Origin of the sequence: Porphyromonas gulae (assembly GCF_000765945.1) — a bacterium.
In the GTDB taxonomy this organism is placed as follows: Bacteria; Bacteroidota; Bacteroidia; order Bacteroidales; family Porphyromonadaceae; genus Porphyromonas; species Porphyromonas gulae.
In genome coordinates, this window is the sequence record NZ_JRAT01000012.1 from 272,433 (window position 1) to 293,228 (window position 20,796).

15 protein-coding genes and 1 CRISPR repeat array are annotated in these 20,796 nt (G+C 51.8%); of the genes, 7 read left to right on the forward strand and 8 right to left on the reverse strand.

Annotation, left to right across the window (positions count from 1 at the left end; all coding sequences use genetic code 11):
• Positions 1–9: 9 nt before the first annotated feature.
• Both HQ49_RS04710 and HQ49_RS04715 read left to right on the forward strand, forming a co-directional pair.
• A complete protein-coding gene (locus HQ49_RS04710) occupies positions 10–2,013 on the forward strand; it encodes a hypothetical protein (RefSeq protein WP_039418691.1) in 2,004 nt (667 codons plus the stop codon).
• Between the two features lie 234 nt (positions 2,014–2,247).
• Positions 2,248–3,903: a DUF2436 domain-containing protein gene (locus tag HQ49_RS04715; RefSeq protein ID WP_080745546.1), complete on the forward strand. Its 1,656-nt coding sequence runs from the start codon at positions 2,248–2,250 to the stop codon at positions 3,901–3,903.
• Between the two features lie 146 nt (positions 3,904–4,049).
• On the opposite strand, the gene HQ49_RS04720 is transcribed toward HQ49_RS04715, so the two are convergent.
• The gene (locus HQ49_RS04720; protein ID WP_039418693.1) at positions 4,050–5,105 is read right to left on the reverse strand and encodes a DUF6261 family protein; all 1,056 of its coding nucleotides are present in this window, start codon (positions 5,103–5,105) and stop codon (positions 4,050–4,052) included.
• 551 nt (positions 5,106–5,656) lie between these two features.
• Between HQ49_RS04720 and HQ49_RS04725 the strand changes: the two genes are divergently transcribed.
• Together HQ49_RS04725 and HQ49_RS04730 are read left to right on the forward strand one after the other, a co-directional pair.
• Complete coding sequence (locus tag HQ49_RS04725; protein WP_039418695.1) at positions 5,657–7,021, forward strand: C10 family peptidase; 1,365 nt, start codon at positions 5,657–5,659, stop codon at positions 7,019–7,021.
• A gap of 150 nt (positions 7,022–7,171) precedes the next feature.
• The gene (locus tag HQ49_RS04730; RefSeq protein WP_235290061.1) at positions 7,172–8,125 is read left to right on the forward strand and encodes a T9SS type A sorting domain-containing protein; all 954 of its coding nucleotides are present in this window, start codon (positions 7,172–7,174) and stop codon (positions 8,123–8,125) included.
• Positions 8,126–8,220: 95 nt separating this feature from the next.
• Here HQ49_RS04730 and HQ49_RS04735 read toward each other — a convergent pair whose 3' ends face one another.
• A complete protein-coding gene (locus HQ49_RS04735) occupies positions 8,221–9,108 on the reverse strand; it encodes a tetratricopeptide repeat protein (protein WP_039418697.1) in 888 nt (295 codons plus the stop codon).
• Between the two features lie 36 nt (positions 9,109–9,144).
• Here HQ49_RS04735 and HQ49_RS04740 point away from each other — a divergent pair, with 36 nt between their 5' ends.
• Complete coding sequence (locus HQ49_RS04740; RefSeq protein ID WP_018964681.1) at positions 9,145–10,209, forward strand: mechanosensitive ion channel family protein; 1,065 nt, start codon at positions 9,145–9,147, stop codon at positions 10,207–10,209.
• Here the strand turns inward: HQ49_RS04740 and HQ49_RS04745 are convergent.
• The 3 genes from HQ49_RS04745 to HQ49_RS04755 are packed head-to-tail and all read right to left on the reverse strand — an operon-like array spanning position 10,170 to position 13,941.
• Positions 10,170–11,966 (reverse strand): chloride channel protein, encoded by a 1,797-nt coding sequence (locus HQ49_RS04745; protein ID WP_018964680.1) that lies wholly within the window; start codon positions 11,964–11,966, stop codon positions 10,170–10,172. The two genes, HQ49_RS04740 and HQ49_RS04745, sit on opposite strands and share 40 nt — an antisense overlap.
• Positions 11,963–13,369, reverse strand: coding sequence for a sugar transferase (locus tag HQ49_RS04750; RefSeq protein WP_039418699.1), 1,407 nt, complete (start codon positions 13,367–13,369; stop codon positions 11,963–11,965). The genes HQ49_RS04745 and HQ49_RS04750 overlap by 4 nt, the downstream gene beginning before the upstream one ends.
• Positions 13,366–13,941, reverse strand: a complete 576-nt coding sequence (locus HQ49_RS04755; RefSeq protein ID WP_013815251.1) for an L-threonylcarbamoyladenylate synthase — start codon at positions 13,939–13,941, stop codon at positions 13,366–13,368. The genes HQ49_RS04750 and HQ49_RS04755 overlap by 4 nt, the downstream gene beginning before the upstream one ends.
• Before the next feature lie 126 nt (positions 13,942–14,067).
• Here HQ49_RS04755 and HQ49_RS10345 point away from each other — a divergent pair, with 126 nt between their 5' ends.
• Complete coding sequence (locus HQ49_RS10345) at positions 14,068–15,480, forward strand: Fic family protein (protein ID WP_052073440.1); 1,413 nt, start codon at positions 14,068–14,070, stop codon at positions 15,478–15,480.
• A gap of 45 nt (positions 15,481–15,525) precedes the next feature.
• Here HQ49_RS10345 and HQ49_RS10710 read toward each other — a convergent pair whose 3' ends face one another.
• The gene (locus HQ49_RS10710; RefSeq protein ID WP_080637671.1) at positions 15,526–15,678 is read right to left on the reverse strand and encodes a DUF1661 domain-containing protein; all 153 of its coding nucleotides are present in this window, start codon (positions 15,676–15,678) and stop codon (positions 15,526–15,528) included.
• Here HQ49_RS10710 and HQ49_RS12640 point away from each other — a divergent pair.
• Positions 15,611–15,772 carry a DUF1661 domain-containing protein gene (locus tag HQ49_RS12640; RefSeq protein ID WP_160224173.1) on the forward strand — a complete coding sequence of 54 codons (162 nt, stop codon included), beginning with the start codon at positions 15,611–15,613 and terminating at the stop codon, positions 15,770–15,772. The genes HQ49_RS10710 and HQ49_RS12640 overlap by 68 nt on opposite strands.
• A 54-nt stretch (positions 15,773–15,826) precedes the next feature.
• Positions 15,827–16,951: a CRISPR direct-repeat array (repeat unit 37 nt; unit sequence GTCTTAATAGCCTTACGGACTGTGTATGTATAGTGAG).
• 399 nt (positions 16,952–17,350) lie between these two features.
• Here HQ49_RS12640 and cas2 read toward each other — a convergent pair.
• Positions 17,351–17,641: a CRISPR-associated endonuclease Cas2 gene (gene cas2, locus HQ49_RS04765; protein ID WP_039418700.1), complete on the reverse strand. Its 291-nt coding sequence runs from the start codon at positions 17,639–17,641 to the stop codon at positions 17,351–17,353.
• Between the two features lie 19 nt (positions 17,642–17,660).
• The gene (gene cas1 / locus HQ49_RS04770) at positions 17,661–20,759 is read right to left on the reverse strand and encodes a CRISPR-associated endonuclease Cas1 (protein ID WP_039418702.1); all 3,099 of its coding nucleotides are present in this window, start codon (positions 20,757–20,759) and stop codon (positions 17,661–17,663) included.
• Positions 20,760–20,796: the final 37 nt, after the last annotated feature.

Here is a 20,796-nt window from a genome sequence, read left to right on the forward strand (position 1 = left end):
CCGGAAGGTATGAAGCCTCTACTGACGGTCGTTTGCGCTATCCTCCTCTCCTTGCCTCTCGGTGGGCAGACGGTGGTGCCCGAATGGGATGAATACATAGCAGAGCAGATAGAATCAGGTGCAATCGGGGAGGACGAGGGAGCCGAATTTCTGGAGCGGTGGATGGTGCAGAAGCAGCATCCGCTGGACATCAATACGCTTACCCGGGAGGACTTGGAGCAGTTCCCCTTTCTCAATGAATTTCAGATCCGCCGTTTCCTACTCTACCGACATGCTCATCCTGAGGGCTTCGACAGCATTTGGGTGCTGAGGGAGATTGCCGGCTGGGACAGACGCACCTGTCTGCTCTTGTGGCCGATGCTGACGGTGCAGAAGCGGAGCGAGTCGGCGGCCGGCTCTTTTCGCGAGATCCTGTCTTATGCCCATCACGATGTGTCGGTGCATACCGATGCCATCCTCCAGCGGCAGGAGGGCTACCGTCCGGATAGCCGGCATCCGTATCGGGGAGATCCGTGGGGTGGCGGTTTGCGCTGGAGCTACGCTATGGGCAATCGTTTCTCCATAGGCCTTACTGCGTCCAAAGACCGGGGAGAGCCGGCTTTCGACAAGCGGCGAAAGGGCTTCGACAGCTATTCCGCCCATTTCTTCATGGAAGGAAAAGGTGCCGTGCGAGCCGTGGCACTCGGGGACTATCGAATAGGGATGGGATACGGCCTGCTGGTCAATCAGGCCTCTTTCATGGGAATGGCCTACGCCTATCCTCGTGGCGGAACCACGCTGCGACGCGCGTTTACCTACGCCGAGGACAACTTCATGCGCGGGGCTGCTACCGCTCTTGCACAAGGACGATGGGCACTGACGGCATTTTATTCGCGTAAGGGGGTAGACGCCACCGTCACCGAAGACGGCGCCATCAAAGCCATTTACCACACCGGACTGCATCGTACGGATGCCGAGATCGCGCGGCGAAACGCTGCCACGATGACCACCGCAGGCACTTCCGTCAGCTATACGGACGATCGACTCCGTCTGACTTTCAATCTCCTGCATCTGCATTGGGGCGGATTGCGCCTGTTGCGAGCGGTCGGCACCAAGGGCATCGCCTCTCTGACCGATCTGGAGCGTTTCTCCCTTGTCTCAGCCGACTATTCCTATCTCTTCGGTCAGGGCGGAACCGAGCTATTCGGCGAATTTGCCGGAGCCGCCAACGGTGCTGTGGGGACGATCAATGGGTTGCGCTATACGCACCCCATCGGTGGCAGCTACATGCTTGTCGGTCGGTATATCCCTGCCGACTATTGGTCGTATTACCGGGGAGCTTTTGTCCGTCACAGCCGCCCGGGCAATGAATGGGGCGTGATGGGGAGAGCCGCTTGGGAGCTGCCTTCGGACTGGACGGTCAGAGCCTTTGCGGACTACTATGGCAGTTTCGTCCCACGCTTCGGTCGAAAAGAGAAAACGGAAGCCTTCCACTGGATCCTTGAAGGAGAGAAGAGCCTGTCCGCCCTTTCGTGGAGTTGCCGGATCCGAGGCACCGCGGACAAACGCTATCGGCGCAGCCTTGCCGTCAGGCTGAGAGGGCGATACGCGTTCGATGAGCGGTGGCGGCTGATGGCTTCGTTGCAATGGAGTCGGAGCAATAGCTTCGATGGGCAGCAGCAAGTGTGGCAGGCTCCGACGGGAGGTAAGAGCCTTGCCTTGCGTGCCGATTATAGCGGAGGGAAATTGCTCCGCGTATGCAGTATGGATGCCGTGGCTTTCGATACGGATTCCTTTGCAGACCGGCTCTATGAAGCGGTGCACAATCCGCGTCACCACTATTCGTCAGCTTTTTTCTATGGCAGAGGAGTCCGCTTGGGCATGTTCGTGCGTATTGCCCCCCTGCCGCATGTGGAGGTCGAAAGCCGCATCGATCACCTCCTTCGGCGCGATACCGACACGATCGGATCCGCCGGCGAGCTGATCCGCGGACAGGTGCGTACACACCTGCTCATGACCGTACGCTACCGATAGTACGTTCTCTATACATAATATATAGAAGGCTGCACTGAGGTATTCTTACCTCTACGGGGTAGCTTTTTTATACTGCTTGGCAATATTGACCTGCCTATTTTATCGGATGAACCCGGATTAGTCGTTAGGAGCACAGACTTTTTTACCTTCCAATTCATTTTTTTATTGTTTCTTTATCACAAATGCCATGGATAGGCATGTTTGATTTAATTAACCCTTTAACAATTAGACGGTATGAAAAAGCAGAACTCCTTATTTGCTTTTGCTCTTCTATTCTCTCTTTGGGGATTAGGGCAAACAGCAATGGCGCAAAAAATGAGAAAAGAGGTTTCTCCTGCGCGGGCAAAGACTCTGATGCTGAAACAGCAAAAGGCAGAACCATCCGATCTTAGCAAATTCCGTGATGAGCCTATTCCGGGCGGTATGGCCCGTATTATCCTGGAGGCTCATGATGTGTGGGGAGACGGCTCAGGCTATCAAATGCTGATAGACGCCGATCACACAGCTTATGGTAATGAAATTCCCCCTCCCACACCACTGGGGCAGTGTTTGACCGAAGACTGCAACATCCCTGCCTCTTTGTATGATCCTTTCGAATTCAAAGTACCGGCAGCAGCCGATCCCTCCTGTACACCCGAGTATCAGGTCGTAGACGGAGTGGCCAGTATCGACCTGCCGGCGGGGATATATGATTATGTAGTGGTGAATCCGTCGCCCGGTCTGTGCATCGTTATTCCCGGTATTTTCGGGCAGGCGGATGATACTTACGGGGACGATTTCAGGTTCGAAGCGGGAAAGATTTATCATTTCCTTGTCGCATTTCAAAATGGAACCTCTTTCAGTACGACCGGTGACTATGTAACATTAACCGTCACCGACGGTACTCCGTTTCATCCTGTCCAGAACCTGACGGCTACGCAGGATGGGATGGATGCCGTTCTCCAATGGGCTGCTCCTGCCGGAAAGGACGAAACGGTCCTGTTGAAAGAGGGTTTCGAATCAGTGGAATATGAAGGTATTCCTGCCGGCTGGATTGCTGTCGATGCCGATGGAGACGGTAAGAATTGGGGTGTTCTCTTGCCTACCGAGCCGGCAACGGCATGGGTCAATCCGCATAACGGAGAAGCGGTGATAGGGTCGTTCTCATGGTTGGGAACGGCATTTACCCCTGACAATTATCTGATCAGTCCGAAAGTGGAAGGGGCGACAAAGGTAAAGTACTACTTTGCCGTAAATGCCAATTATCCCGCAGAGCATTATGCCGTGATGGCTTCATCAACGGGAGCGAATCCTTCCGACTTCACGCTCGTATTCGAAGAAACATCCACCGGATCCAAAATTGCGGACACAAAAAGAGACGAATATTCCGGACAGACGGAGTGGATAGAACGGACGGTGGATTTGCCTGCCGGAACAAAATATGTGGCATTCCGTCATTATGACTGTACGAACCAAAACTTTATTGTCTTCGACGATATCGAGATTTCGGGTAGTAGCCCCGGCCCGGCTTATACCTATTCGATCTATCGCAACAATGTTCAGATAGCTTCCGGAGTGACTCAAACCACTTATCGGGACGTGAATCTGCTTCCGGGTACCTACACATACGGGGTAAAAGTCGTTTATCCGGACGGCGAATCGCCGGTGGAGGAAGCGACACTGACCATTACGTCCTTGTCCGAAACGGTAACGACAAGGCCGTATGCTTTGACCGTAGATGGCCATCGAATCGCAGTAACTTGCAGGGGTGAAGTTCGCATTTACGATATGAACGGACGCTCCGTCGTGACCGGATCCGATGTGGTGGAATACATGGCACAGACAGGAGTCTATGTAATCCGCATTTCCGTGGACGGCAGAACGTATGTAGAAAAGGTAGCCGTTAAATAAGAATCTCCTCTTGGCCGGACATAGCCTGTTCGGTCAAATACAAAAGTCGCCCGGACTCCCTCAGAGCCGGGCGACTTCCTTTTTATGCTGTTCGGCTATATTGCCCCGCTTCTTGTAGTCGGATGAAGCAAGCATCCGGCTTTCGGTCAGAGTCCGCCGCCGGTAGAGCCTTGTTCGCCGCCGCCGCTACTGCTGCCTCCCTCTTGCGATGGATCCGGCAGGACGGGCGGCTCGGATGGGGTGTCCGTGCTGCCTGCAGGTTTCTTCTTTTTCTTCGGCTTGGGGAGTTCGTCTTCGGGCACGTGGACGAGACGCTCCCCGTCGATGCGGTACCAGCGATCCTCCTCGTCGCCGTTCTCGGCTACGAATGTGATGAGATAGTGGCGGTTCTTGCCCGTGCCGAGGGTGCGACCGGCAAAGACGGCCGTCTTCTTCTCCTCCACGATCCGGGCGAGCAGGGGGCGGAGCATCTCGGCGATCTCGGCACGACGCTTCTCCACGGCTGCCTCTCCGTAGGTGGCACGGCGAGCCAGAAGGGCGCGGCGATTGGCCACGAGTCGGTTGTAGAGGTCGATGAGGGCACGGATCTCCGGACTCGGCTCCATGTCGTCGATGGAGTCCATGCGGCGCACCACGGCTGCCAATGTGCGGTCGGTCTCGGCACGGAGTGCCTTCACGTCATATTTGCCTCGTTGGTCGGTGCTCAGACGGCGGAGGAAGAAGTCGGCGAAGGCCTTATTGGCCTTCTCCAGTCTGTCAACGAGTGCCGTCACGCCGAGTTTCGTTACGAAGGGGCGAATGTTCTCGCCCTTGAGATCGGTGAGGAAATTCTCTATCGCGGCCGTCTCCTTGTCATAATTCATCCGAATGACATTGCCGTAGCGAGCGGCCACGTCTTCGATTCTGGCTGCCGCGTTGCGCAGCTGGCTGTCCTCGTCGAAAGCATACGAACGCACGCGCGACATCAGCGCCTGATAGGCTCTGTCGCGTTCCTCGTCGAGGGCTATGACCTGAGGCGTCAGCTCGTTCGCGACGGGCGGATTCAGAGCCAAATCCTCCATTTCGATAGCCTTTTCCAGCTCGGGCAGTTTGGGATTCAGTTTAGCGATATTTGCCGTGCGACAGAGCGTCAGCACATTCTTGGCAAAACGGTAGTGCTCCAAATTTTGGAGCCGCTGCAGACGCAAATTTTCTACAGTCATTTGTGTTTCTTTTTTTGTTGTATTTGATTGATTATTAATCTGTTATTGGTAGCAGTGTCAAGTGACACTGCCCCCTGAAACAGCTTTTATATAAGCATTGTCAGGCGACGAAAGGTCAAAACAGCCGTGCGCGAAACGATTGTCGGCTGACAATCGTTTCCTGCATCGTGCAGGACGTGATTGTCACGTGACGACAGCTTCCTGCATCGTGCACGGAGTGATTGTCAGCTGACAACGGCTTCCTGCATCGTGCAGGGAGCAAGAAACAGCCTACAATCGTTTCTTAATTCTCTGCATGGACTGTCGCCACAGCCGAACACGAAGGTACAGATACTTCCAATATCGGGAAAGCAAAAAGATTTTAAGAAGTAACCTGATTCTGTTTTTGTGTATATCTATTATTTATCCTGAATTTATTTGTATTTATCGTTACAAGCATTACCTTTGCACCGTAAATATTAAAAAGAGATTGTCTATATCGTGATAGCATAAAGACGATTTTGAAAAAACTCACATATGTGAGGATTGTTAATCTAAAAACATAAACTAAGATGAAGAAATTTTTCTTGACAGGTATGGCTTTAGTCCTTGTACTAACAGCTTGTACTAAAGAAGCGTTTGAGGTTCAGCCCAACGGCACAGAACAGCAACAGACAGAAAAAAGAACGTTTGAAGACAGAGTAAAGGCATTTGCCTCTGCCAACTACGCAGAGATGATCCGAGGCCAAGGAGGGAGTGGAGAATCTCCGGAAGTTGAAAGTCTAGAACCGATCACAGTAACGACCGATGTTCGTTCTGGAGAACAAAAGAAAGACACAATAGCCTATATCGTAAACTTCCAAGGAAGAACAAATTCAATGGTTATCGCTGGTAGCAAAGTCCTTCCTCCGACTACTGTCGCTTATAGTGATGATTCTAGAATCTCCATTAACGACACAACGAAATGTGCAGAGTTAGCATGCTTTATACGTCTTCTTCCCAACTATTATTACCAAGAGTTAGGTCAGAGAATTATTGATTTCGGTCTCGCTACGGCAGAGCAAGTGGCCAATTTTACAAGTCAGGAATTGCTGCAATTTGAGAATCAATTAGAAGAGTTGGGCGATACTCCCTCTCCTACGCATAATATTCCATTTGGTTCTTTCAAGCCTGATCTGACTAATTTTAGTGTAGCCACAACTCAACAAAAGAAGCTACTTAACGTACAGTGGCATCAGCGTTTTCCTTTTAATTACCATGCACCATTGGTGCCCACTCCGAGTGGAACGCTGGTCAATGCTTTAGCGGGCTGTGTGGCTGTTGCAGTGGGGCAAATCACGACATGTCATCAGCATCCAACTGTTTTAAACAATCAAGGATTGGATTGGACAATCCTATCAAAGCCAACTGGGGATAGCTTTAGTTCTTTTGAAGAAATCACGGCTATAGCAAGCTATATGAGGACAATCGGTGACTATTGCAAAAATAATTGGGGATACAATGGGACATCAGCAAGTGGAAAAAATGTCCCTAAGGCTTTCGACAAATTAGGTTATCAAACGACAAACCTAATTAAGTATAAAGAGTCACGAGTGGATGAGTCTTTGGGTAATAATTGGCCCGTATATATCCAAGGACAGAGAGCTTCTAACGCTCATGCGTGGGTGATTGATGGTTACCGTCATGTTAAGTACAAATACTACTATTATAGCCCTAATGGAACTCTAATTGGCATCGGGATTAAGTATGAAAACTTTTTCCATTGTAATTGGGGATGGGGTGGTTCATACAATGGATTTTTCAAGAAAGGTGTATTCGACACTGACTCTGGTGTGAGATTTATCGGTCGAGATGGTCAAGTCTTTGAAGCACCTCTCAATGGAAGGACTCATTACACTTCTCGTCTCAAGATTGTAACTAACATCAGAAAAAAATAATTTTAAGACTCACTTTCGCATTGTCACGCTGTCTCTAAAAGAGCGGTGATCATCGGTGCGCTAATGTGCAGGAGTAAAAAACAACATAACACCGTCAATTTCCTCTTTATAGGAGAGTGGCGGTTGTTCATTTTTCACAGCAAATCAAAAATGAAAAACCAAAAATTTCTTATGCTCCTTGCGAGCATTCTCGTGTTTGGCTCGATGGCATTCGCCCAAGGCCTTAAAGGAAAAGACAAGTCTAAAGACGAACACATCCTTACGTGGGCGTTGCCGGAAGAACCGGAAGGCGATGATGGCATTTTACTTATTTATAATTCTTTTTTGACCCCATATAATGGAATGACCATGGCCTGCGCTTCCTTCTTCGATGTGCAGGATCTGTTGCCTTATGTGGGCTATACGATCAATAGAATAGACTTCCACCCTACAGCAGAAGAAATGAACTATGAGCAGGTGGCAGCCAGCAAGTTCTACATCTGTATATGGGGCAATAAGGAACAGACAGAAGTCCTGTACGAGCAGGCTCTGCCCACGATCCACAAGGAGGATTTGAGCTTTGGCCATGGAGTGGACGGCGAGGAAAACTATTACGATGAGCTGATGTACCTTGCCGAACTGGAAACGCCCTTTGTCATTCCTGCCGGGAAAGCTCTCTATATCGGCTGCCGCGTGGAGACGCAAGAGGGGCATGCCGTAGGTTTCGGACTGGATGACGGCCCTGCGATGAAAGGCAAGGGCGATCTGGTCGGGGTATATCTTCCCGGTGCTGCTCCGATGCCTTTTGTCCCGCTTTCTGATATTCCGGCTCGTTCGATGGATGCCAATTTTTTTATCTATTCTCGTATTTCATTGGGTTCGGGCACGCAAGACATCCTACAGCATAGGATGAAAGTGTATCCCAACCCTGCTACGACAGAGCTGCATGTGGAAGCCCTGTCCGCATGGGTGGGCGAGCAGGCTGCGGTATATGATATGCGTGGTCGTCGGGTATCGGCTCGGATGGTGGATGGCGAGAAGCTGTGCATCGACATTGCCTCACTGCCCATGGGCGTCTATGTGCTGCGCATCGGCAGCTACTCGGCCAAGTTCGAGAAGAGATAGCAGAAGGCAAACCGTGCATGATCGAGTGCAAAAGAGAGAAGCCCGCGAGTGTCCGAATCGGATTCGCGGGCTTCTTGTCTTTCCGGCCTTTTCTTTTACTGTTTGCGGAGGGCTGCGCGTAGGACGTCGAGGCTCTCCTTGCTATAGCCGCGACTCTCGGCTGCGGCATAATCCTCGGCCGCCGCTTTCTTGTCGCCTATGGCGGCGTTGATCTCGCCTCGCAGCACGAAGAGAGAGGCGGCAGGCGGTGTGGCGTATTCGAAGGCTTTGTTGATGTCGCGCAGGGCGTAGCCTTTCATTCCCTTGTTCAGGAAGAGGCGGGCGCGCCCTTCGTAGGCTGCGGCATTTTTCGGGAGTTTGTCTATCACGTAGTTGTAGAGCCGTTCGGCTTTGTCGTATTCGCCTTTCATCGTTGCCACCAGGGCGATGCCGAGACGGGCTTTGAGCGAGGAGTCATTGACGCGCAGGATTTCCTCCAGATCCGACTCGGCATCGCCGTACATTCCTTTGGCCAGGTAGAGCATGGCTCTGCCGTAGTGGAAGATCTCGTTGTCCGGCTCTGCCCTGAGCAGTTCGTTGTAGTCGAAGATAGCTTCGTCCGTCCGTCCCATTTCGGTCAGGAGCATGGCTCTGTTCGTGCGCAGGAGCTTGTCGTCGGGGAGTTTTTGCAGGGCTGCGCTGTAGGTGAGCAGAGCTTCTTCCAGCTTGCCCTGTCTCTGCTGGATGGCACCGAGGTTGTTCATCAGGGCATAGCCGGAGGGCAAGTCGGGATAGGCTTTGATGGCCTGACGGAGAGCTTGCTCGGCCAGCTCGAGGTTGCCCTGTCCGAAGGCTTCGAAAGAGCGGTCGATGAGCCGTGTGTAGTCTGCCGGCAGGCTGTCCTGTCGGGTGGTGGTTGGCTGTCCGAAGAGTGGCGGCAGAAGGGCCGAAAAGAGCAGGCAAAGGGCCGAAAGCCGAAGGATGCGCAGGAATCTATCCGTCATAATTTCTATATTTTTGTGCGTGACAGTGCGGATAGCATGCCGGCCAACAGCGTATCGGCCGGCCTTTCCGCCTCTATTAACGACATAAAAGTAACGAATCGTATGGGTCTGAAAATCTTTTTCCCACTGCAAAATCTTCCCGTTGATACAACTAAAGTGAATAAAATAGCAGAAGTCGTTTCGCCCGAAGCGATCAAGCAACTCAAAGAGATCAAGCCTTCGCAGTGGACGGAGCTGCTCACGCAGTGGGGCGGCAAGGCACTGACTTTCGGCATTAAGGTGGTTATTGCCATTGTGGCTTTCTATCTGGGCAAGCTGCTGCTGAACGTCCTGATCAAGTGGCTCGATCGGATCATGGTTCGACGTTCGTTCGAGCCGGCAGCGCGCACCTTCCTGCGCTCCTTTGCCAATATCGGGGGCTTTGTGCTGCTGATCGTCATCATTATCTCCACATTGGGTTTCCAACCGGTCTCGCTCGCGGCCTTGCTGGCTTCGGTGGGTGTGGCTGTCGGGATGGGTCTGAGCGGTCAGCTCCAGAATCTGGCCGGCGGTCTGATCGTGCTGCTGACCAAACCGTTCAAAGTGGGCGACTACATCGTCTCCAACAATGTAGAGGGAGTGGTGGATGCCGTGACGCTTTTCCACACCACGGTGATGACGTTCGAGAACAAGTACATCTTCATCCCCAACGGTTTACTCAGCAGCAATGTGATCATCAACTACAGCCGCATGGCGGTGCGTCGGAACGAATGGATCATCGGGATCGAATACAACGAGGACTTCGATCGGGTGAAAGCACTGCTGCTGCGTCTGATCGACGAGGAACCGCGGATTATCAAAGATCCCCTCCCCACGGTCGTGGTGAAGGAATTGGCAGACAGTTCGGTGAAAGTGATGGCGCGTGCGTGGTGCGCCACGGACGACCTGTGGAATGTCTACTGGGATATGAACGAACGGATCTACCGCGAATTTAACCGAGACGGCATCCCATTCCCGTTCCCGCAGCTTACGATACACGACTCCGCACCCAAACACCCGGAGAAGCCCAAAGTGGCGGAAGCTCAATCGCCGGAGAACGTCTCCACCAATACCTCCCTGTAAGAATTGAAGATCTTGGATTTGGATACGAATCCGAGGTAGCATCCCTGCTCGTCAATGACGGGCAGGTTCCATGCTTTGGTGTCGTCGAAGATCCGCATGATGGTCTCCATGGACATCGTATTGACTATTTTGGCCGGAGGAGAAACCATGAAACGGCTGACCTTGAATCTCTCATACAGCTCCGGCCGGAACATGATATTGCGGATATTGTCCAGCAGTACCAGTCCCATCAGCAGGTTGTTCTCGTCGAGGACGGGGAAGACATTGCGATGGCTGATACCGAAGACGTGTACCACATCCCCCAGCGTCATATCGGGTCTCACCGGTTCGAAGTCCTTTTCTATCACCGCATCCAGCGTCATAAGCGTCAGCACGGCCTTGTCTTTCTGATGCGTCAGCAACTCCCCTTTCTGTGCCAAACGGAGCGAATAGATACTGTGTGGCATGAAGAGGCGGATGGTGGCGTACGAACTCGTGCTCACGAGCATGAGCGGTAGGAAAAGATTGTATCCGCCGGTCAGCTCGGCGATCAGGAAGATACCCGTCAGCGGTGCGTGCATGACGGCAGCCATCACGCCGGCCATGCCGAGGAGAGCAAAGTTTTTCTGTGGCAGATAGACGTCGATGAAGGGGAAGAAGTTCAGCGCATAGGCGAAGATGAATCCGCTCAGTGCTCCCATGAACAGACTGGGCGCGAAGAGTCCGCCGCAGCCTCCGCCCGAATTGGTGGCCACAGAGGCGAACACCTTCGTGATGATGATGAATCCGAGGAAGACGAACAGTACCCAATAGGAATTGGAGTATGGCTCGAACAGGCTGCCATCCATCAGAGAGCTGTACTGTCCGCCGAGCAGGGCGTTGATCGTATCGTAGCCCTCACCGTATAGCGGAGGGAAAAGGAAGATCAGACCGCAGAGGATAAAGGCCGAGATGAGGTAGCGTTGGCGATAGTGCGGGAAGCTCTTGAGTTTGCTCTCGAAGACGAACATGATCTTGGAGAAGTAGAAGGATACCAGTCCGCAGAATACACCCAGCAGCAGAGCATAGGGGATGCGATCCATCGAAAAAGGATCGTTGAGCGTAAAGCTGAACATGGCTCCCTGCCCCGTGATAATATAGGATACGGCGGCGGCACTGACCGAGCTGATCAGCAGCGGCAGCACGGACGACATGGTCAGGTCCAGCAGGAGCACTTCGATGACGAATACCAACCCCGTGATCGGAGCCTTGAAGATCCCCGAAATGGCACCTGCGGCACCACACCCCACGAGGAGCATCAGCGTCTTCTGCTCCATGCGGAAGAGCCGGCCGAGGTTGGAGCCGATGGCAGCCCCCGTCAGCACGATAGGCGATTCGGCTCCGACCGATCCGCCGAAGCCGATCGTAATGGAACTGGCTGCGAGCGAGCTCCACATATTGTGCGGCTTGATCCGGCTCTTGCGCTGGGAGATCGCAAAGAGGATCTTCGTCACCCCGTGGCCGATGTCGTCCCGAACCACGTAGCGCACGAACAGCCACGTGATCAGAATACCCACGACGGGGAAAATGAGATAGAGATAGCTCGTCTCGCGAATGCGATCGAATGCGAAGTGCTGGATGATGTGTATCGTATTCTTGAGCAGAACGGCGGCAAAAGCCGAGAGGATACCGATGATGAGGCTCAAGATGATGAGAAAAAGCCTCTCGTTGATGTGCCTTTCGCGCCAAAGGAGGAAGCGCAAGAACCACCCGTAGCGACTCGTTTCCTTTTCCTTCATTTTCCCAATCCTTTAATAATCGTTTGGCAGGTATATAGCAGTACTTCGAGATCCAGCCTCAGGCTCATATTCTCGTAGTACAGAAAATCGTATTGCAGGCGTTCCAGCATCTCGTCGAGGGTAGAAGCATAGCCGTAGCGTACCATGCCCCAAGAGGTGATGCCCGGACGGACATTGTGCAGCAGGTAGTAGTAGGGAGCACGCTCCACGAGCTGCCGGATGTAGAAAGCCCGTTCGGGGCGCGGCCCCACGAAGCTCATATCGCCCCGAAGCACATTCCAGAACTGAGGCAATTCGTCCATCCGGTATTTGCGCAAGATGCGCCCGATAGGCGTGACCCGCGAATCGCCATCGAAGCTGAGGCTCGGGCCATCCTTCTCGGCATCGAGGTACATGGTGCGGAACTTATAGATCGTAAACGGCCGGCCGTGAAGTCCGATACGTTCCTGCCCGAAGAAGACGGGGCCTCTCGAAGAACGCTTGACCAGAACGGCGATCACGGCATAGACCGGAATGAGCAAGATCAGCATCAGAAGGGAGAACAGCCGGTCGGAAAACCACTTGATGCTCTTGGCACATTCGCTCATATTGGTAGCCGTCATGTCCACCATCGGCTCTCCTTTCATCCCCTGTACATTCACTTTGGCTCCGGCGAAAAGCATGCTGCGCATCGGCACGCATACCGGCATGTGGAAGGGATAGAGCCGGTACAGGAGCAGGCTGATGAAGCTGGCATCGGGGCAGTCCACGGCGAGGATGATCTGATGGGGCCTGCTCTCCTGCACCGCTTCGGAGACAAGCGAGGCGAAGGACTTGAGCGACTCTTCGAATCCCTCTCTCGTCGTCGGAGGGGCGAAGTGGAGCCGCGTGGTGGCCATGTCGCTTACGGACTGTAGCCACGAAGCCGTCTCTTCGGCTATCGTACCGCTCCCGATGAGCAGCACCCGATGATAGCCCTTTGTCCGCTTCCGCTCTTTGATGCCTCGGGTCGTCACCCACAGACGGGGGAAATACACCCACGGCAACACGGTCGCCACCATCATAAAGAAGAGCCGCAGATAGAGAGCCGTGTCGTGCACGATGTCGTCCACCACGAGCAGCAGGAAGACGATGACGGATCCGACCAGCACCGACGCCACGGTCGTCAGCAGCTCGGATATTCGGCTTTTGGCTACGGGTTTGTTGTAGTACCCCGAGAGGGCGAAGAGGGAGAGCCAGAAAAGCAGATAGAGGATCCCCACCCACAGGCTCTTGGCGTTGAAGAGATATTCGGACAGGGTGGAGTATATGTGCCCTTGCCCTTCGGTGAGGTAACGCAGCGTATTGTAGCTCAGATAGGAAGCTACGATACCGAAGACATCTGCCAGCAGATAGCGCAGGCGGTGTAGCTGCACCCGTGTCATTGGCGGATCACCTCCACTTCTCCCCTTGTGCCGAGTCGAATGATCGAAGAGGCCTGACCGGCCGGCTCTTCGCGCCGGCACTCCACTATATAATCCACACCGTCTAAGATGGCCGGAGCGATCTCGCCGAAAGTCCGTGCCGAAGGTTGGCCGCTGATATTGGCCGACGTGGAGACTATGGGGACGCGCATCAGTCTGCATAGCTCGGCAGAGAAGGTTTCACGCGTCAGGCGAATGCCCAGCGATCCGTCCGAAGCGATGAGTGCCGGCGCCACGCCTTTGGCCTGAGGATAGATGATGGTCAGCGGTTTGGTCGTCAGCTCGATCAGATCCCAGGCCAACTCCGGCACTTCGTCCATAAGGCCTTGGAGCTTGGCTTCCGAATCGATGAGGACGAGCATGCTCTTGCTGTCCGCTCTTTCTTTGAGCCGGTAAATCCGCCGGACGGCCTCCTCGTTCGTGGCATCGCAGCCTATTCCCCAAATGGTATCTGTAGGGTAAAGGATGATGCCGCCTTTGCGCATGACTTCGGCGGCTTTCTTCGCTTCACTTCTCTGAATATCGTTGAGCATATCGATGGTATAATCTCTGTTTTTCCCGAGAGAGCCGAGTGCGCTCACTCCTTCACGGGCAAAAGTATGAATATCTGCCGTATCAATGCTTTTTGCCCTACATTTGTTATAATAATAAAATGAACGATGGCTCGGGAAACCGGCGAATCAATGGCGGTGATGGACAGGATCGAAAAATTGTACGCAGAGTGGCGCTCTCTTCTGCCGATGAGAGAAGAAGGCCGGAGACGGCTGGATCGCAAGTTCATGCTGGAGTTCAACTACAACTCCAACCACATGGAGGGCAATACCCTCACTTACGGCCAGACGGAACTGCTCCTGCTATTCGGGAAAGTGGCGGAAGAGGCCGATATGAAAGACTTGGAAGAGATGAAAGCCCACAATGTGGCCCTGAAGATGATACAGGCGGAAGTCTCCTCTTCCGAACGTCCGCTGACCGAAAGGTTCATTCGGGAGCTGCACCGTACTCTCTTGAGGGAGGATTATACGAGGCACGGAGCCGGGTGTCCCCTGCTGAATACGGTGGTGATCCACGCCGGAGAGTACAAAACGCGACCCAACTCGGTGAAAACCGTGACGGGCGAACGCTTCGAATATGCCTCTCCGGAGGAAACGCCGGCACTGATGGCGGAGCTCGTGGCCTGGTATCGGAGCGCAGAAGAGGCCGGGGAGCTGTCGCCCATTCGTCTGGCTTCGGTATTTCATTATCGCTTCATCCGCATTCATCCGTTCGATGGCGGCAACGGGCGAATCGCCCGTCTGCTGGTCAATTATATTCTTGCCAAGCATGGCTATCCGATGATAGTGGTGCGCAGCAAGGATAAGAATGCCTACTTGTCTGCCCTGAATCGTGCCGATGTGGCAGTAGGAGGAGTGCCCTCCGTGGGTGCATCTGCCGAGATATGGCAGATAGAGCCGTTCGTCGCCTATATGGAGCAGTGTATGGAAGAGGCTCTCGTCACGTGTATCCAAGCAGCCCGTGGGGAGAGCATCGAGGAAGTAGACGATTTTGACAAAGAGTTGGCCATACTCGAACGCAGGGCGAAGAAAAGACTCACGAATCCCACCCCCGTCTCGCTGGAGGCCCGGATGGATGTGTACAACTGCTTCCATCGCAATTTTGCCAAACGACTGATAGCGGCATTGCAGCCCGTCAATCGGTTTTTTGCCGAGCAAGAGATCTCATATTTCATGCTCAAGAAGAAGGGAAATAGCGTGTGGGATGATGACAAGGCCTTCAGCTTAGACGAATATCCCCAAGGACTAACCTCCCGTTTGCCCGGAGACAGGCTCGATATTCTGATGGATGCCGATGCCATCGCCTTTCAGATCCGTTTTTCCCGCATCCGTGTGCCGAGTAAGAGGAGCGACCTCGCTTTGGCGGTAGATGCAGGGGTGAAGTTCTCTTCGATGCACTATACTTTCCAAGGCAAGGACTATCCATACGGTTCTTTCCCGACAGAGAGCGAATTGGGAGCGCATCTGTCTGCCATCAAGCAGGATATTTTGGGTCGTATCCGAGATGTTGTAGAAGGGTAAGAGCTTAGAACCGGCTTCGGAGGTCTCGGAAGTCTCGGATTTCAATTATTCCGATCGGATTTTCTCGAACCGCAATTGCTGCGATTGTGGCGCGTGTTTTCGGGAAAAGCGGCGCGGGATTTTTTTCGCTGTGGCACGGGAAGTAAAAAATTCTCGAACCACAGCGAAAAAAATCTCGCGCCACGTTTTTCGGAGCATCGAAATAGAAAATTATGGTGCGCAAACGGCCTTGGCTCGCACACAAGCGGAAGGCTGTGATTATGCTCTTATCTTGTGCAAAACACAATATTAACCGCTCCAAAATCTAACTTGGAAAGTCCAAGTGATGATGAGTAGAGCATCAAGAGTCTTAATAGCCTTACGGACTGTGTATGTATAGTGAGTTAGCAAATCCTCTTAACAGTCGTCCTCTTCTAGGAGTCTTAATAGCCTTACGGACTGTGTATGTATAGTGAGTAATTATGAAAACAAAAGTTGAAAGTTTCAGTGAAAAGTCTTAATAGCCTTACGGACTGTGTATGTATAGTGAGCTGTGGATGGTATGGTTATTAGGTCTTAAGTTGTGTCTTAATAGCCTTACGGACTGTGTATGTATAGTGAGCTAAAATAGAAAACGGAGAAGTTTATATATCTGAGGTCTTAATAGCCTTACGGACTGTGTATGTATAGTGAGTTAATAATGAAAGCAAAGAAAACCTAAAAGAGTTGTCTTAATAGCCTTACGGACTGTGTATGTATAGTGAGAGGTTAAAGGCAAATTTACAGATACAATAAGACATGTCTTAATAGCCTTACGGACTGTGTATGTATAGTGAGAACAAAAGAAAAAAAAACGGTACCTGAGGTAAACTTTGTCTTAATAGCCTTACGGACTGTGTATGTATAGTGAGAATATGTCAATACGGAAAGTAAAAACCAAAGCGTCTTAATAGCCTTACGGACTGTGTATGTATAGTGAGAAAGAGCTGTTAAAAACTTAGGACTCACCCAAAACGAGTCTTAATAGCCTTACGGACTGTGTATGTATAGTGAGTTCAAGACCAATTCCTGTTGCTATTGTAGTAAAGGGTCTTAATAGCCTTACGGACTGTGTATGTATAGTGAGTCATTATCTATCTATTAGGATTGATAGCTATGAAAAGTCTTAATAGCCTTACGGACTGTGTATGTATAGTGAGAGGATTCTTACTCTTCTTCTCTCATTACCTGGGAAGTGTCTTAATAGCCTTACGGACTGTGTATGTATAGTGAGGAAAAATCCGGGAGTACTAAAAAAAATCTTAACAGGGTCTTAATAGCCTTACGGACTGTGTATGTATAGTGAGTTATTGTAGAACCAGGACAGAATCGTTCTGTATACTTGTCTTAATAGCCTTACGGACTGTGTATGTATAGTGAGGTTAAAGGAGATTCTGGAGAAGAGTTTTACATGCTGTCTTAATAGCCTTACGGACTGTGTATGTATAGTGAGAACTTGAGTGACTGCAAGTTACGAATAATCCTAAACGTAACGCATTGGCAGAGAACGATTCTATTTTTTTCGAAAATGCAAGTTGAGAAATGCAGCTATAACACCATTTTTGCTGTTGAGCTGATTATATCTTATTGATATACAATCAGATTAGCTGATTTTCTATTTTCGAAAATCAGAAAGTGGTAGCCTTCGTTTTTGGCATTTTCGAAAATAGAGAAAGACACCATTTGATAATCAAACACTTACAAATAGCGAAACACCCCTGTTTTTCGAAAATAAAAGTCCCAATTCCCGTTTTCTCCTATTTTCGAAAAAAAGGAGAAAAGGGTTGTTTTTGCAACCGGCTGATAATCAGTACGTCAAAGAGCGATGCGTGGTTCGAGTTTTTTCGAAAAACTAAACCACTATACTTTTCCTTTTTCTCCGGCTCTTAGGGAGGGTCGGATGTCCGCTCATCCAAGCTGCAGCATAACAATGCTGACAGAGAGGAAGAAAAAACACCTTGTCTCTCTTAGCCGTCTGTGAGGTAACAGCCTCTACCAACTTGTCCATGGTCAGCTCTCGCAGGCTACAGATGAATACCGACTTGTTGATGCGTATACCACATTGCTCCAATATCCGAGCAACCTTGCGCCTTCGTCTGTTGGAGGATATATCGTATGCAACCAGCAGTTTTTTGTCATTCATAGCTCTTCCCGCTCACGGTCTACCATTTAGGGGTATAGAATTTGATGCGCTTCACCTTGCCACAGCAAAAGGCTCTCACGTCTTTGGTTTGCAACTTCATAATATCGGAGAAAAGCTTTTCCCCGGATCGATAGTATTCGGTAGCAAACCAGCGTTCGTTTATCTTCGTTATGATGCGGCTGCGTGTGGACATATCCAACAGCCCTTTGTTATCCTGCCCCACATCTTCCCCCTTGGCCAGTAGGGCGAGGATGCTCCTATCGACAACGAAAGCCCGGTACTGCTCCATGAGGTCGAAGCACAGGGCCGGTCTATTGTCTTGCGTGCTGTGCAGGATACCGATATTCGGGTTGAGCTGCCAAAGGTCTATCGTCTTCATCACGTAGCTCCGGAGGATTGCGTAGCCATAGTTTAGCATCTGATTGACCAATCCCTCGGCTCCCTTGTGCTCTCTCCCCTCAAATTCATGCCCGGAGCGATGCACCAGCAGGGCAAATGCCCTCCAATAGACTTGTGCGCAGCGTGCTTCATGAAGCATGGCATGCTGTCGGAAGTCCGCGAGGGAGCTGCCCTCCGCCGCTATGGGTATATCTTCCAGCTGCTTTAGCTCGGCGATAGCGTTGGAGAGAGGCTCTTTCAGCTCTTTGTCGTGGCGATAATACTTGTGGTAGTAGCGCAGGAGTTTGCCCTGATTGCGAACCTTGTTCCGGATAAGAGCGAGGATGAACTCCTGCTTCTTCTCTTCGCTCAGGCGCATCTGGGCTTCCATCACGGAGGGCAAGATGGTATTCATGCCGTCGAGAGAGGCATAGGCTTGGCCCGTTGCATTGTAGAATATGACTCTGATATTCTTCTTCCTGCAGTATTTGGTGACGTTACTGCTGAGAGAGACGCCGTCACTGATGATGCTGATCTGCTCTATCCGTGCGGCAGGTCGTTTGCAGATCGTCTTCCCATACTTCCTTACAAGCACGTGGTTGCGACTGATACCGATGAAAGCTCCGGGCTCGGTAACCACCAAGTCGAATATCTCTTCCCTCTCTTGCAAATGTCTTTTGTGCTGCTCACGCAGGATCTCGCTCTCTTTCTTTATCGGGAAAGGGTCTGCACTTGGGAGCACTGTCTGCCGCATAGCCTCTCGAAGAGTCTGTTGGGCCGTTTCCGAAGAGAGAAAGCCCAGCCGTAGCAGATTGTCCTTGGCCTTTTTCCGAGCCTCGGAGGTCGGCAGTGATGCGATGTGAGCGGCATAGACAGCGGCGGCCGCTTTGTCAATGGCCTCTATGTCTACCTTTTCGAGCAGTTTGCGGTAGTACTGCTCCATGCCATGGATTGTCTCCGATAGGGCTGAGAAGTTTTCGGTGTCGCGATGGAGCGCGAGTGCGATCTTGCGTTTGAGCCCCTCCGTCTTGTCCCGGCTCATACACCTTGAACCATCTGCACGGAACGTAATACCGAGGAAACTGAAAGAGCTTTTTATGCTCGATACGACAAAGTCCCTGTTCAGCTTCAGTCCCTTGCGGTATTTCAAATGTTCGCTCAGGTCTTGGAGAGCCTTCAGCGGATCCGCTCTCTCCGGCAAGAAGAGTAGCAGGTCGTCGGCATAGCGGATAAATTCGGTTGTTATATGCCCGGCAATGTAGCGATCCGTGTCTTCCAAGTAGAGGTTGGAAAGCAGAGGGGCCAGAGGGCTTCCCTGTGGGATGCCGGAGGATGCAGGAGCATATTGCTGCTTTCGGTCTACGACTCCGGACTTCATCCAGAGGCTCAACATACGGGTCAGGAGGGGATCTTCGGTCGTTCTCAGGACTTTCTGCAATAGAGAGGGGACAGGGATGGAATCGAAGAAGTTGTCTATATCGCAGCGCACCACTGTATAGTTCTCATCCAGAGAATCCAGCAGATGCTGCACTTTACGAATGGCAGCCACAGCCCCCTTCCCCTTGCGATAGGCATAGCTCTGTGCAATGGATAAAGACTCGGTGATCGGATAGAGTATGCCGGCCAGGCTTCTCTGCAAGTGTAGATCCACTGCCGAAGGGATATGTAGCTGTCGGTAGGAGCCATCCCCCTTGGGTATGTTCACCGAGTGATAGGGCTGCGGTATATAGCTGCAAACACGTAGGGCTTCCAACAGATCTTGTCGCTCCGCTTCTGCCATGGGAAGGTCACGATCCGCAGCCAAAGAAGAGAGCCACTTGCGGTACAAGGCATCGTTGGCCGGAGTGCTCTCGATCTGACCATTCCCCACAATTGTATGATTGCCTATATGCACCCAATGCGCCATCGAGAGCATGAGGGCTGCTACGGGATCGTAGGGAACACGGTAGAAGAGCTGACCCAATATGCCGGACATGTCGTACTGTCTGTTTTCCTTGATAGTCGCCTTGCGTGGCATACTTATCTGGGAGTAAATCAGCCCATCGTGGTCGGGGAAAACATATTGTTCCACAGAAGTCTCTCCCCTGCTAAGGTATTGGGTATATAGCTCATACAGACGCCGTGAGAGTCTATTCATCAGACGCGAGTAAGGTATTTCCGCGGACAGTATTTGATCTACCTTGATACTGGCCGGAGACAGAAAGCGCACAGCAAGGATTTCGCCCCAACGGATTGCTCGCCGAGAGAAGAAGTCTACCGTAAGTGCTGCATCCTCTACCCTCAGCCCGGACTCGTATTTCTCTGTCGTGGGATTGTACAGGCGATAGGAGTCGTACGTGAGATTATTTTCCCGAAAGAAGTTGTACGCCTGCCATTCCGGAAGGAAAGAGAGGAAGTCTCCGACCAGTAGAGGATCTCTCGTTACGACGGTAATGTACAGATCCATGGCTTCGCCTGCCTCCAGAGACTTCCGGGAGGGTTTGTCGGCTCGAATGATCAGGCGCGAGGTGTTGCCCGGTCCCTTGCTTTCGTCCGCGTCTTCCTCTTGTGGCTTGAATATCTGCCCATAGAGGTAGGCGTACTGCTTACTATTTTTGAGGGCATTGCCCAATGCAAACCGAGGCATGAAATACCATTTGCGTTCGAAGGCAATAGCACGTTCGGCTCTGAAACGAACGCTAAAATGGTAGGCGGTGAAGTCCGACAAGAAGATCGGCAACGAATCTGTGGAGAGTGGCATACAAAACTCTTTGCTGAGGAAAAACGACCCGATGGAG